This is a genomic window from Candidatus Accumulibacter cognatus (genome assembly GCF_000584975.1).
Lineage (GTDB): Bacteria > Pseudomonadota > Gammaproteobacteria > Burkholderiales > Rhodocyclaceae > Accumulibacter > Accumulibacter cognatus.
On record NZ_JDST02000012.1, the window covers coordinates 43,871 to 57,046 of the forward strand.

Consider the following 13,176-nt stretch of genomic DNA (forward strand, 5'->3'; position numbering starts at 1 on the left):
TCAGGCCATCGCCGTTTGCCAGAATCGCCGGAACTTCTCGTTTCTTTTTCGAGAGGTCCAGTTTGATGAAGCAGCAGCGAGCTTCATTGATCTCAAACCTAGAGGAGATTCACCATGCAAAAGAAACTCATCGCACTGGCAGTCGCCAGCCTGGCCTCGGGCGCTGCTTTTGCCCAGACCAACGTCACCATGTACGGCGTGGCCGACATCGGCTATATGTATAGCACCGGCGACGCCGGCAGAGTGGGCAACGTCGGCATTCCGGGTACCAACACCTTCAGCGGCATCAATTCCGGCCTGCTGGCTGGCTCCCGCCTCGGTTTTCGCGGTGAAGAAGCCCTCGGCAATGGCCTGAAGGCAGTCTTCACCCTGGAATACTCGCTCAACCTCGACAACAACAGCGGCGTCGGCAACACCGGCGGTCTCAACGCCCGTCAGCAGTACGTCGGCCTCTCCCACTCCGGCTGGGGTACGGTCGCGCTCGGTCGCCAGTACGCTCCTGGCTACCAGGCCAGCGCCAACAACGATCCGTTTGGTGGTGCCGTATTCGAACCACAGTCTTTCCTGACCGCCCAGGCCGGCAACAGCATCACCCCGAACAGCGGTGCCCGCTGGGATAACGCGATCACCTACACCAGCCCGAACTGGGGTGGCTTCACCGGCAAGGCGATCTACTCCTTCGGTGAAACCAGCTCCGGCGGCAGCTACAACGACAAGCTGGTCAGCGTCTCCGATAACGGCAAGTGGGGTCTCGGCGCCAATTTCGCCCAAGGAGCGTTCAACGTCGACGTCGTCTACCAGCAACGTCAGCACGTGACCAACGGCTCGCTGATCTCGGTCCCCGGGCTGACCGGCCTCTTTTTAGCCAATGGCAAGTCGGTTGACGAAGTGTACGTCGGTGGCAGCTTCGACCTCAAGTTCGTCAAGCTGATGGCCAGCTGGCAGGGCCAGAACGACAAGAACGCGGCTAACCTGGACAACCAGAGCTGGCAGATCGGCGCGGTCATCCCGGTTCTCGGCTCCAGCAACATTCATCTCGGCTATTCCGAACTGTATTGGGATCAAGGTAGCCAGTGGGTTGGCGGCGTGAAAGTCAAGCGCCCGCTCAACGACGATTCGCAGTCCGCTGCTCTGGGCTGGACGACCGCCTTGTCCAAGCGCACCACGCTGTATGCCGGTTATGTCTGGGTTAAAAACGACAAGCGGAGCTACGCCGGCGGCCCCGTCACCGGAGTTGCAGCGCGCGGCGAGGACAACAATACTGTCCTGGCCGGTATCAATCACAAATTCTAATTTGACCTCGGTCAAGCTAGCTTTGAAACGGGCGCTTCGGCGCCCGTTTTTTGTTTCTCCGCAATGTCCTTGCGCATGCATGAGCGCTCATAGCGCTTGTTCTGGCCAGCTTCCAGGAAAACCCCAGTAATCAGGCCGAGTGAAACTCTTCCCCTGTCAAAAGCAGGCCATCATCAGCGTAACAAAAATACAACAAATCCTCTTCACTTGCCTGAAAAATGGTTGCAGAGGTTGCTTCAGACGCTTCTGGCTGCCAGAATCGGGCCGTGTTCCGCCAATGAGTTCGCTGCCACAGCGGCTCAGGATGGTGGATATGGATTTTGAGCTTCATGTTTACAGACCTACAGGAGATAGCACCATGCAAAAGAAACTCATTGCCCTGGCCGTTGCGAGTCTGGCCTCGGGCGTCGCCACGGCCCAGACCAACGTCACCATGTACGGTGTTCTTGATCTGGCCTACGCCTACAGTTCAGGAAATGCCGGCCGCGACGCTCTCGGAATCAAGATTCCCGGAAAAAATACCTTCAGTGGCATCACCGGTATCGGCGCCGGCAATCGCCTCGGCTTCAAGGGCGAAGAAGCCCTGGGCAACGGCCTGAAGGCGGTGTTCACGCTCGAGTACGGTCTCGATCCGGACATCAACTGCGGCATTGGCACCTGCGGCCTGAACGCCCGCCAGCAGTTCGTCGGCCTGGACAGCAAGTACGGTACCGTTGCCCTCGGTCGTCAATATGCTCCGGGTTTTAACGCAACCGCCAACAACGACGCACTCAATGCGAGCGACTTTGCCATCCAGTCGAGCCTCAGTGCGCTCAATGGCATGACGATCACACCGAACAGCCCGGCCCGCTTCAACAACGCCATCACCTATACCAGCCCCAGCCTGTCCGGCTTCAAGGCCAGTGCGATCTACAGTTTCGGCGAGACCAGGGATGCTTTTGGCACCTACAACGACAAGCGGGTCAGTGTCTCGGATAACGGCAAGTACGGTCTTGGCCTCAACTATGCGAATGGCCCGATCAACTTTGACGCGGTCTGGCAATCACGTACCAATGTCTCCGTCCCGACCACTACTTTTCCCTATGAGTTGGCCGGTACCGGCAAGAGCATCAATGAATGGTACGTCGGCGGCAGTTACGATCTCAAAGTCGTCAAGCTCTTTGCCAGCTACCAGGCTCTGGACAATAAGAACAAAAGGGATGTTGTCACGGGCCTCAGGGTTTCCGGCATCGAGGACAGCAACCTCTGGACGCTTGGCGTGACTGCGCCGATCGGTCGTGGCACGCTCGGCCTGAGCTACGGCAGACTGACCAGCGACCGCAAATGGACCGGTGACGGCGTCAGCTGGGGCGCAGGCACCCAGTACACCTATCCGCTGTCGAAGCGCACCTCTCTTTACGGCGCGTATAGCTACTTCAGCAACAACAATAACGTGCTGCCGGGCAACGCTGGACAGGCGATCGCCATTCCTGGCATCGTCGGTGCCACCGGCGAAAGCAACTACGCACTTGGTGCTGGCATTACGCACAGCTTCTGATTTCAAGGCTGTTCGCAGAATCGACGGGCGCCCTGGCGCCCGTTTTTTCACTTTTGAAGCACACCCAAACATCTTGCTTGCGTCAGGCGGCGGCATTCTGTAGAATCGCCGCCTTTCGACCCAAGCAGCAGTTTTTATAGGGACAAACATCCATGGCCAACAGCGCACAAGCTCGCAAGCGTGCCCGCCAAGCCGTCAAGCAACGCGCCCACAACACCAGCCTGCGCTCGAGTCTGCGCACCGCCGTCAAGCGCGTGCAAAAGGCCATTCTGGCTGGCGACAAGGCTGCGGCGCAGAGCATTTACCAGGAGTCGGTATCGGTGATCGACCGCATCGCCGACAAGAAGATCATCCACAAGAACAAGGCCGCACGCCACAAGAGCCGCCTGTCGGCACAGGTCAAGGGCCTCGGCGCATAATAGGGCTGCACGTTCGTCAACAAACGGCGCCTTCGGGCGCCGTTTGTTTTTGTCGGAAAAGAAGACCTCAACCGTCTCAGAGGTTGTGAATAAATCTACCGCGCGACCGGTCTGCTGCTTTGCCCAGTCGCTCACTCCTCGCCTATCCTCTTGCTATGTCTCGTCGTTCGCTCCCTCGCGCCTTGCATCTCGGCCTGCTCGCGATGATTTCTGCACAACCTCGCAGCCCATCCCGCGTCACGTGGGTCCAATTCGGCTTGCCGTCGCACCGACCGCATGCTGGCCCGAATCGCAATGGGCGGCCGATTCACGATCAAGGTATAATCTTGTGATCGAGATATAATATTAGGTTGTACTAATATTTAAATTGTGACGGGGAATGCTATGGCTGCGCAAAAGATGGACATGGAACAGGCTCGCTTCAACATGATTGAGCAACAGATCCGCCCTTGGGAGGTACTGGATCCGGAAGTGCTCGGGCTGCTTGCCGCGGTCAAGCGTGAAGTCTTTGTCCCCGAGGCGCTCACGTTGCTGGCGTTTGCCGATCTGGAGTTGCCGATTGGCCACGGCCAGACGATGCTGCCCCCGAAAATTGAAGCGCGCATTCTCCAGGAAGTGGGGGTCAGGAACACCGACATCGTTCTTGAGGTGGGGACCGGCAGTGGGCATATGGCTGCACTCCTCGCATCAAAAGCCGAGTATGTCCATAGCGTCGAGATCGACCCGGTCCTCGCAGAAATCGCCCGCCGTAACCTGCGGCATGCCGGCGTTGCCAACGTCAGCGTCGAGACCGGCGACGCTTCACAGGGCTGGTCGGGCCCCTCCCCTTACGATGTGATCGTCATCTCGGGTTCTCTGCCGGAGCTGCCCGACGTATTTCTGCAGCAACTCAAGCTTGGCGGTCGCCTCGCTGCATTCATCGGCGAAGCGCCCGTGATGGAAGCACAGCTGATCATCCGCACCGCTGACAAGGCTTTCAACACGATCAATCTTTTTGAAACCGTGGTCGCGCCTTTGACCACCAGGAAGTGCCAGAGTTTCGTCTTCTGAAGGCTGCTCCAGAATGCTGCGCTTCTCGATGCTCGGACTTCAGAGCGGCTGGCGATGATCATTGCTTCATCGCCTACTCAAAGTGAGTGAGCGTCATGCCCTTTAAACCCTGCGTCAGCAGGGCCATCCTGGTGTTGGCGGCCCTCCTGTCGGCTGCTCCCGCATCGGCCGCTGACCTGGTGCAGGTCTATCGTGAAGCACTCGCCTACGACGCCCAGTATGCGGCTGCGCGTGCGGCTGCCGAGGCCGGACGCGAGAAGCTGCCGCAGGCTCTCGCGGGCCTTCTGCCGACCATCGGCGCAACCGGCAACACCTTCTGGAACGACACCCACTACAAGGCGACGATCGGCCCCGACAGGCAAAGCTACCAGAACAAGTACAACAGCCACAGCTTTGGCGTAAACCTGACGCAACCGCTGTTTCGCTGGCAGAACTATGTTCAGTACGACCAGTCGAAATTGCTGCTCATCCAGACCGAGGCCAACCTTGCGCAAGCTGGACAGGATCTGATCCTGCGCGTCGCCCAGGCATACTTTGACGTACTCTTCGCAATCGAAAACCTGCGCGCTGTACAGGCCAACAAGACGGCAATCGCTCAGCAACTCGAGCAGGCGAAGAAGAACTTCGAAGTCGGTACGGCAACCATTACCGATACCTATGAGTCACAATCGCGCTTCGACCTGGCGACTGCTCAGGAGATCGCTGCCGACAACGATCTCGAGGTGAAACGTTACGCGCTGCGCGTGCTGGTAGGCAAGGATCCGGGAGAACTGAATCGGCTGAGGCCGAAAGCCGTGATCGAACCACCGCAACCGGCAAGAATGGAACCATGGGTAGAGGCGGCCGAACGTGACAGTTTTGTCGTTCAGGCACAGCAGGCAGCCGCCGAAGCGGCCGCCAAGGGAGTCGACATCAGCCGCGCCGCGCATTACCCGACAGTGGACATAGTCGCCAACTACGGGCAGAACAACGGCCCAGGACAATTTGGGGTCGGTTCGATCGACACCACCTCTGGTCAGCTTGGTCTGCAGCTCAATATCCCGATTTTTCAGGGCGGTGCCGTCAACTCGCGAGTACGTGAAGCCATCGCCAGGCGCACTGGGGAACAGGCTGCGCTGGACAATGCGACCCGCAACGCGGCGCTTGGCGCACGCCAGGCCTATCTCGGCGTGGTCAATGGTCTTGCCGGAGTCCGCGCACTCGAGGCGGCACTGGTGTCGAGTCTGAGTTCGCTGGAATCGAACCGGCTGGGTTACGAAGTCGGTGTGCGCATCAACATCGACGTACTCAATGCCGAGAATCAGGTCTATGTCACTCGGCGCGATCTGGCCAAAACCCGTTTCGACACCTTGATCAACCAGCTCAGGTTGAAGGCTGCGGTCGGAGCGCTCACCGAAAGCGATCTCGAACGAATCAACTCACTGTTCGAGGCACCCTGACGGTCATGGCGGTTGCGGGCAACCCCGATCATGAAAGCCATCAACGGTTGTTGCCCTCGCTCCACGAACCCTCTCTCACTGGCAGGACGGGTGAGTTTCGTGAGTCGTTGACGCAACTTTCACGAGAAGCTGTTCGATCAATGCCATGGTGCGCGCCGTCGCACCGCGGTGGGCCTGACTGAAGGTCGCCGCGGCAGTACGCATGGCCAGTAGCGCTTGCGGATGCAAGAGCAGATCCCTGGCCGCCAGCGCCGCTGCACCCGCATCCGGAACTGCACGCGCAGCTCCACAGGCGATGGCGTCCGCACTAGCCTCTGCAAAGTTGAAGCAGTGCGGGCCAAGCAGGACCGGGCAGCCACAGGCTGCCGCCTCGATCAGATTCTGGCCGCCAAACGGCAGCAAGGTCCCCCCGATCAGTGCCAAATCCGCGAGCGCGTAGTAGGCGACCATTTCACCCATACTGTCACCCAGCCAGACCTGCGTATTGCGGTTCGGCAATTCCTCGCGGCTTCTGCGGCAGAACGCCAGCCGGCGATGGCCAATCAGTTCGGCAACCTCGGCAAAGCGTTGCGGGTGGCGCGGCACCAGCAGCAAAAGCAGGTCGGGAATGTCGAGTTCCGTCAAGGCATCGAGGATCAACGCCTCCTCGCCTTCGCGGGTGCTGGCAGCGAGCCAGACCGGGCGGGCAGCGAGCGCTTGCCGCCAGCGTGATCCCTGCTGAAGCATGGCCGGCGCAGGGGTGACGTCAAATTTCAGGTTGCCGCAGACCTTGACCTGGCGTGCGCCGATCCTCTGCAGACGTTCGGCGTCGGCCGCAGTCTGTGCCACAACCGCGCTCAGCGATGCCAGGGCTGGCCCGATCAGGCTCGGCAGACGTGCATAGCCACGCTGCGAACGCTCCGACAGACGAGCGTTGATCAACGCCATCGGCAGCTTGCGCCGCCTGGCCGTCTCGATCAGGTTTGGCCACACTTCGGTTTCCATCAGCAACCCGAGCTCGGGCTGGAAGTGATCGAGAAAGCGCCCGCAGGCATCGGGCAGGTCGTAAGGCAGATAGGCCTGCGTCAGCCGCCCCGGGTGCCTCACCACCAGCTCCTGACCGGTAGCGCGACCGGTCGGCGTCATGTGCGTCAGCAGCACGTTGTGCCTGGGGTAGGCACGCAGCAGCGAATCAATCAGCGGGGCCGCAGCACGTGTCTCGCCGACCGAAACGGCGTGCAGCCAGAGCAGCGGCCGAGGTGGGCGCGAAGCGTAGAAGCCGTGCCGCTCACCCAGCTGCTGCAGGTACTCGGGCTGCCTGCGCGCTCGCCAGAACAGACGCAGCCAGACCAGCGGCATCGCCAGATAAAAAAGCAGCGAGTAAAGCAGACGGCTCATCGGCGCAAGACGTGCTCGGCAACCGTCAGCACCTCGCTGACCGACGGCGGAGCGCCGGCAGCGCCGAGATTGCGTACGAAGCCGCTGCCATGAACCCCGGTCAGCGCCGGATCGGTCGCGATGTACAGGGCAATGACCGGTACGCGCAAGGCTGCGGTGAGGTGTGCAAGGCCGGTATCGACGCCGATGACCAGACTGGCCCGGGCAAGCACGGCGGCGACCTGCGGCAGACTCAGCGGCGGTGGCACGACAGCAGCGGTGAGTACTGCGGCGATACGCTCGGCACGTTGCCTCTCGATCGCGTTGCCGGCCGGCAGAACCAGCGTCAGCCCGCGCTCGCAAAGCGCCTGGCCCAGTTCGCACCAGCGCCCTTCATCCCACAGCTTGTCGTCGCGACTGGTCGCCGTCAGCAGAACCCCCAGACGATCGCCACGTAGCCAGCCGATTTCGATCGGCGGCGCCGAAATCCCGTAGTCGAGCGGCAGGTCGAGCGGGTAGTCGAAAGCAGCAGCGGCCAGCCAGCGATTGCGTTGCACCGCATGCACATTGCGTGGAATGACGAAGGTCTGGTCATAAAACCGTGCTGCCATGGGTTCACGCGCGGCTTCGGCGGCGTAACCGCAATGCCTGCCTTGCGCTTGCCGGGCAATCAGTGCGCTTTTCAGCAAGCCTTGCGTATCGAGCACGATGTCGTACGCCTTGCGATGGATGAGTCGCCGGAAATCGCGCAGTTCACGCCAGGTGGCGAGCCGGCCAGGATTCCGGCGCCAACGTCTGAGGGCAACCGGAATGACCTGGTCGAGCGCTGGATGCAGACGGGGGATGTCAGCAAAGGACTCCTCGACGCACCAGTCGATCAGCGCTCCGGGAAAGACATGACGCAGATCGCTGAGCACCGGCAGGTTGTGAATTACGTCACCGAGCGACGAGGTCTTTACCAATAGGATGCGCATCGGTGGGCCAGGGTGATGAAGGCGGTAGCCGGGAAGTGCGCATTATAGGAGATGCCGGCCGCCTGCAAGGCTGGGAGACAACATCGAAGCGCTTATAATGCCGCCTCCTGCCATTCCTTCACAGCGAGTCGGCCCTGTTTTGGAGACGTTGTCAATGAACTCCCCTGTGATTCGTCCGGTCGTCCTTTGTGGAGGCTCCGGAACCCGGTTGTGGCCGCTTTCAAGAACGCATTATCCCAAGCAGTTTCTCTGCCTGATTGATGATTTTTCGCTGCTCCAGAATACCTTGCGACGACTCGACGGCCTCGCAGGACTCGGCAAGGCCATTGCCGTGGCCAACGAAAACCACCGCTTCCTGGTCGCCGAACAACTCCTGGAAATCGGGCAGCAGGCCGACATCCTGCTTGAGCCGGCAGCGCGCAATACCGCGCCGGCAGTTGCTGCGGCTGCACTGCAGGCCCTCTGCGAAGCGGGTGAAAAAGCGCCGCCGCTTCTGCTGGTACTTCCCTCGGATCACGTGATTGGCGATGTCGTCGCTTTCCAGAACGCGGTCCGGGCAGCGATCCCGCATGCCAGCGCCGGGGCACTGGTCACCTTTGGCGTGCTGCCTGAACGCCCGGAGACCGGCTACGGCTACATTCGCCGTGGCGATCCGGTGCCTAACGGCTATGCGCTCGCGTGTTTTGTCGAAAAACCCGATACCGAAACTGCACAAGCCTATCTGGACTCGGGTGACTACTTCTGGAATAGCGGCATGTTCCTGTTCCGCGCCGATATCTACCTCGAAGCACTCGACCGCTTCGCGCCGGCGATCCACAACTGCGTGGCCACGTCGGTGGCGAGTGCTCGTCGCGATCTCGACTTTCTCCGCCTCGATCCGGTCGCTTTTGCGGCCAGCCCGTCGAACTCGATCGACTATGCGGTCATGGAAAAGACCGAGCGGGGAGTCGTGATTCCGCTGGCTGCCGGCTGGAACGACATCGGCGCCTGGGATGCCCTGTCGACCATCGCACAGACCGGTGACAACCGCAACACGCAACGCGGCGATGTGCATAGCGTCGACACCCACGATTGCGTCCTCTTCTCCGAAGGACGATTGCTGGCGACGGTAGGAATCAGGGAACTGATCGTGATCGCCACCCCTGATGCGGTGCTGGTGGCCGACAAGTCGAAAGCGCAGGAGGTCAAGGCGCTGGTCGAAGAACTGAAGTCCGCGACACGTAGCGAAACCGAATTCCGGCACATCGTGCATCGTCCCTGGGGCAGCTACGAAGGGGTGGCGAACGGACCGCGCTACCAGGTCAAGCGCATCCTGGTCAAGCCAGGCGCGAGCCTCAGTCTGCAGAAGCATCATCATCGCGCCGAGCACTGGATCGTCGTCAAGGGCACGGCACAGATCGCGCGCGGCGACGAATCGCTGTTGCTCTCTGAAAACCAGTCCACCTATATTCCGCTCGGCGTGATTCATCGCCTGGAAAACCCCGGCAAGATCGACCTCGAAATCGTCGAGGTCCAGTCCGGCAGTTACCTCGGAGAAGATGACATCGTTCGTCTGGAGGACAGCTACGGCAGATGAGTCTGCTGCCAATACCGCCTGGACCCTGCGCGCGCTATGATTCGCCCGCCGATCGCGGCATACCTTCCCCCGCAACCCTGCTTGAAAGGCATTCCCCATGATTCTGGTTACCGGCGGCGCCGGCTTCATCGGAGCCAACTTCGTGATCGACTGGCTGATGCAGAGCGATGAAGCACTGATCAACCTCGACAAGCTGACCTACGCGGGCAATCGCGAAAACCTCGCCTCGCTGGCCAACGACCCGCGGCACATCTTCGTGCACGGCGACATTGGCGACCGCGAACTGACCAACCGCCTGCTGGAGCAATACCAGCCGCGCGCAATCATCAACTTCGCGGCCGAATCACACGTCGACCGCTCGATTCACGGCCCGGAGGACTTCATCCAGACCAATATCGTCGGGACCTTCCATCTGCTGGAAACGGTGCGCGCTTACTGGAACGGCCTAGCCGACGAGGCCAGACAGGGCTTCCGCTTCCTGCAGGTCTCCACCGACGAAGTCTATGGCTCTTTGGCCAGCGACGAACCTGCTTTCAGTGAAACCCATCGCTACGAGCCCAATAGCCCCTATTCCGCAAGCAAGGCAGCAGGCGACCACCTGGTGCGCGCCTACCATCACACCTATGGCCTGCCGGTGCTCACCACCAACTGCTCGAACAACTACGGCCCCTACCACTTCCCCGAGAAGTTGATCCCGCTGATCATCGTCAATGCCCTCGCCGGCAAGTCCCTGCCCGTCTATGGCGACGGCCAGCAGATTCGCGACTGGCTCTACGTCAAGGACCACTGCAGTGCCATCCGGCGCGTCCTTGAGGCCGGACGTCCCGGTGAGACCTACAATATCGGCGGCTGGAACGAAAAACCCAATCTCGACATCGTACACACGGTCTGCGCGCTGCTCGACGAGCTTCGACCACGTGCCGACGGCAAGCCCTACCGCGAACAGATCAGCTACGTCACTGACCGGCCCGGCCATGATCGCCGCTACGCCATCGACGCCCGCAAGATCGAACGGGAACTGGGCTGGAAGCCGGCGGAAACCTTCGACACCGGTATCCGCAAGACCGTACAGTGGTATCTGGAGAATCAGGACTGGGTTCGCCATGTCCAGTCCGGTGCCTACCGCGATTGGGTCGAGAAGAATTACGGCGGGCGCCAGCCATGAAGATCCTGCTCTTCGGCAAGCGCGGACAGGTCGGCTGGGAATTGCAGCGCAGCCTGGCACCGCTCGGCCAGATCGTCGCCCTCGATTATGAAGGAGCCGGCGGCCTGTGCGGCAGCTTCACCGATCTCGACGGGCTGGCTGCCTGTGTGCGCACGGTCGCTCCCGACATCATCGTCAACGCCGCCGCCCATACGGCGGTCGACCAGGCCGAGTCCGAACCCGAACTGGCAAGAACCATCAACGCCCTGGCACCCGGTGTGCTCGCCGAGGAAGCCGGGCGGCTCGGTGCCTGGCTGGTGCATTACTCGACCGACTACGTCTTTGATGGCAGCGGCGAAGCGCCGTGGCGAGAAAGCGACCCGACCGGCCCGCTCGGGGTCTACGGCAAGACCAAGCTCGCAGGCGAGCAGGCGGTGGCTCGCTGCGACCGGCATCTGATCTTCCGCACCAGCTGGGTCTTTGCCGCGCGCGGCAACAACTTTGCCCGCACCATGCTGCGGCTGGCGAGCGAGCGCGATCAACTCCAGGTCGTCGCTGACCAGATCGGCGCGCCGACCGGTGCCGATCTGCTGGCGGACGTGACCGCACACGCCATTCGCAGCGTACAGCATCGCCCAGACCTCGCCGGCCTCTACCATCTGGTAGCCGGTGGCGAGACCAGTTGGCACGGCTACGCCCGGCATGTCATCGAGCATGCACGCGCGGCCGGACAGGTGATCAGGGTAGATTCAGAGGCCATCCAAGCCGTACCGAGCAGTGCCTACCCGGTCCCCGCCCCACGCCCCCACAACTCCCGTCTCGATACGCGCAAGCTACAAGCCGCCTTTGACCTCGTTCTGCCGGATTGGCAAACGGGAGTGGACCGCATGTTGCTGGAAATCCTCGGACAATGAGTAGAGGACGCGCTCCAGGCGAATGCTGCCAGGTCATGACTTTTGATCATGAAAGTCTTGACCGTTTCCAGGGCCAGCCCCCTCGTCCTCGCCTCGCTTGAGCTTCGGCGTGGCCGCATTGAGTAGTGACCTTGAAACGTTCTTTCGTCAGCAATTCGGGCGTTTGCCGAGCATGCCAGGCGGAAAGTTTCGGGTTGATCCGGCCGATTCGCGCATGAGGCCGCGGAGCGCCTTGCTACCCGAGCGCGTCGAGCGGGCTGCGAACGTCTCGCTCATCCCGCTTGAGCACAGGCGCGTAGATCATCGTCTTCGCGGCATCCGCATGGCCCAGCCATTACTGCACCGTGCGAATATCGTCTCCACTTTCCAGCAGGTGTGTGGCGAAGGAATGGCGACTATGCCCTGCTCGGCATAGTGGCGAAGCGTGTGCGGAGTTGTCAGCTTGGCGATCCCCGCTGCCGTCACCGCCTTCTTCATCGCCCGCTGCAGCTGCTTCTCGTCGAGATGATGACGCCGCTCCACGCCGCTACGCGGGTCGACCGAGTAACTGCCCGAGGCAAAACCTATTGGCAGCCCCAGCTCGTATTCGCCGCGGGGTACTTACTCTCCAGGGCATCCGGCAAGTGAACGGCCGCTTTGCCCCTCCGCAGATCGTCGTCGAAGACTTGCCTTCGCCGCAGCAGGTGAGCACGGAGATCCGCCACCCACGAATCCGGCAGCATCGTGACACGATCTTTGGCCTCCTTGCCCTCACGAATCAGGATCTCGCCCTGCTCGAAATCCAGATCCTGCACGCGCAAGCGGATCCCCTCCATCAAGCGCATCCCTGTGCCGTAAAGCAGACGGGCGAGCAAGCCATGGACCCCGTCCATCCGCTCCAGCACCCTCTGCACTTCTAGACGGGTCAGCATCACCGACAAGCGCCGCGATGGCCCGGCTCGCACCACGTCATCGAGCCACGGAAGCTCGACGCCCAACACCTTGCGGTCAAGAAACCACAGCGCCGATCAGGCCTGGTTTTGCGTCGCCGAGGCCACCTCCTCGTCGACGGCAAGATGGGTCAGGAACGCCTCCACCTCCGTCGCCCCCATCTCACGGGGAGAGCGCTTGCCATGGAACATGGATGAAGCGTTTGATCCAATCCGTGTAAGCCTGCTCCGTGCGGATGCTGTAATGCCGCAGCAGAATGGCCTCCCGCACTTGCTCCAAAAGGCGTGGCGGGTGGAGGGCAGCCTGGTTGTCGAAAGGCTACTCCGCGGAAAGGAGAGTGGTGTCGCTCATGAATGCGAAGCCTCGGGTAAGCCAGCCGCGCATTATGGCTACTGATCAGATAGATTTCAATATTGATGCAAGAATTGGCATCTGGTAAGATCAGAAGTTAGGAGTCGACCTCGATTGTGGGGTCGAATTGAAAGTTGCTCGAGAAAGACGGCTGCGTTGATGGACGCAAAGGGCAAGGGTATAGCTAGCACAT

General features: G+C 61.0%; 13 protein-coding genes and 1 pseudogene. 8 read left to right on the forward strand and 6 right to left on the reverse strand.

Annotated features, from left to right (window positions below; all coding sequences use genetic code 11):
* Positions 1-114: 114 nt before the first annotated feature.
* Complete coding sequence (locus AW06_RS03175; protein ID WP_273704343.1) at positions 115-1,293, forward strand: porin; 1,179 nt, start codon at positions 115-117, stop codon at positions 1,291-1,293.
* 130 nt (positions 1,294-1,423) lie between these two features.
* Here AW06_RS03175 and AW06_RS19790 read toward each other — a convergent pair whose 3' ends face one another.
* Positions 1,424-1,624, reverse strand: coding sequence for a hypothetical protein (locus tag AW06_RS19790; protein WP_273704344.1), 201 nt, complete (start codon positions 1,622-1,624; stop codon positions 1,424-1,426).
* 27 nt (positions 1,625-1,651) lie between these two features.
* Here AW06_RS19790 and AW06_RS03180 point away from each other — a divergent pair, with 27 nt between their 5' ends.
* The 4 genes from AW06_RS03180 (at position 1,652) to AW06_RS03195 (ending at position 5,738) form a co-directional block, all read left to right on the forward strand.
* Complete coding sequence (locus tag AW06_RS03180) at positions 1,652-2,830, forward strand: porin (protein WP_273704345.1); 1,179 nt, start codon at positions 1,652-1,654, stop codon at positions 2,828-2,830.
* A 152-nt stretch (positions 2,831-2,982) separates the two neighbouring features.
* Positions 2,983-3,249: a 30S ribosomal protein S20 gene (gene rpsT / locus AW06_RS03185; protein ID WP_034945454.1), complete on the forward strand. Its 267-nt coding sequence runs from the start codon at positions 2,983-2,985 to the stop codon at positions 3,247-3,249.
* A gap of 399 nt (positions 3,250-3,648) precedes the next feature.
* Entirely contained in the window at positions 3,649-4,299 is a 651-nt protein-coding gene (locus AW06_RS03190; RefSeq protein ID WP_034945513.1) for a protein-L-isoaspartate O-methyltransferase, read from the forward strand.
* A 95-nt stretch (positions 4,300-4,394) separates the two neighbouring features.
* Entirely contained in the window at positions 4,395-5,738 is a 1,344-nt protein-coding gene (locus AW06_RS03195) for a TolC family outer membrane protein (RefSeq protein WP_034945458.1), read from the forward strand.
* Positions 5,739-5,813: 75 nt separating this feature from the next.
* Here the strand turns inward: AW06_RS03195 and waaA are convergent, their stop codons facing one another.
* Positions 5,814-7,115 carry a lipid IV(A) 3-deoxy-D-manno-octulosonic acid transferase gene (gene waaA, locus AW06_RS03200; RefSeq protein WP_046536169.1) on the reverse strand — a complete coding sequence of 434 codons (1,302 nt, stop codon included), beginning with the start codon at positions 7,113-7,115 and terminating at the stop codon, positions 5,814-5,816.
* Positions 7,112-8,068, reverse strand: coding sequence for a lipopolysaccharide heptosyltransferase I (waaC, locus tag AW06_RS03205; protein ID WP_034945461.1), 957 nt, complete (start codon positions 8,066-8,068; stop codon positions 7,112-7,114). Before waaC ends, waaA begins: the two co-directional genes overlap by 4 nt.
* A 154-nt stretch (positions 8,069-8,222) precedes the next feature.
* Here waaC and AW06_RS03210 point away from each other — a divergent pair, with 154 nt between their 5' ends.
* From AW06_RS03210 to rfbD, 3 genes are all read left to right on the forward strand, one after another.
* A complete protein-coding gene (locus AW06_RS03210; protein WP_034945464.1) occupies positions 8,223-9,644 on the forward strand; it encodes a mannose-1-phosphate guanylyltransferase/mannose-6-phosphate isomerase in 1,422 nt (473 codons plus the stop codon).
* Positions 9,645-9,741: 97 nt separating this feature from the next.
* A complete protein-coding gene (gene rfbB, locus AW06_RS03215; RefSeq protein ID WP_034945467.1) occupies positions 9,742-10,809 on the forward strand; it encodes a dTDP-glucose 4,6-dehydratase in 1,068 nt (355 codons plus the stop codon).
* Positions 10,806-11,702, forward strand: coding sequence for a dTDP-4-dehydrorhamnose reductase (gene rfbD, locus AW06_RS03220; RefSeq protein ID WP_034945470.1), 897 nt, complete (start codon positions 10,806-10,808; stop codon positions 11,700-11,702). The genes rfbB and rfbD overlap by 4 nt, the downstream gene beginning before the upstream one ends.
* 337 nt (positions 11,703-12,039) lie before the next feature.
* Here rfbD and AW06_RS21440 read toward each other — a convergent pair.
* From AW06_RS21440 to AW06_RS21450, 3 genes and pseudogenes are all read right to left on the reverse strand, one after another.
* Positions 12,040-12,177, reverse strand: a pseudogene (locus tag AW06_RS21440) (integron integrase); the annotation flags it as partial.
* Between the two features lie 88 nt (positions 12,178-12,265).
* Entirely contained in the window at positions 12,266-12,613 is a 348-nt protein-coding gene (locus AW06_RS21445) for a tyrosine-type recombinase/integrase (protein ID WP_337958734.1), read from the reverse strand.
* A 96-nt stretch (positions 12,614-12,709) separates the two neighbouring features.
* Complete coding sequence (locus AW06_RS21450; protein WP_337958735.1) at positions 12,710-12,823, reverse strand: phage integrase N-terminal SAM-like domain-containing protein; 114 nt, start codon at positions 12,821-12,823, stop codon at positions 12,710-12,712.
* Positions 12,824-13,176 lie beyond the last annotated feature (353 nt).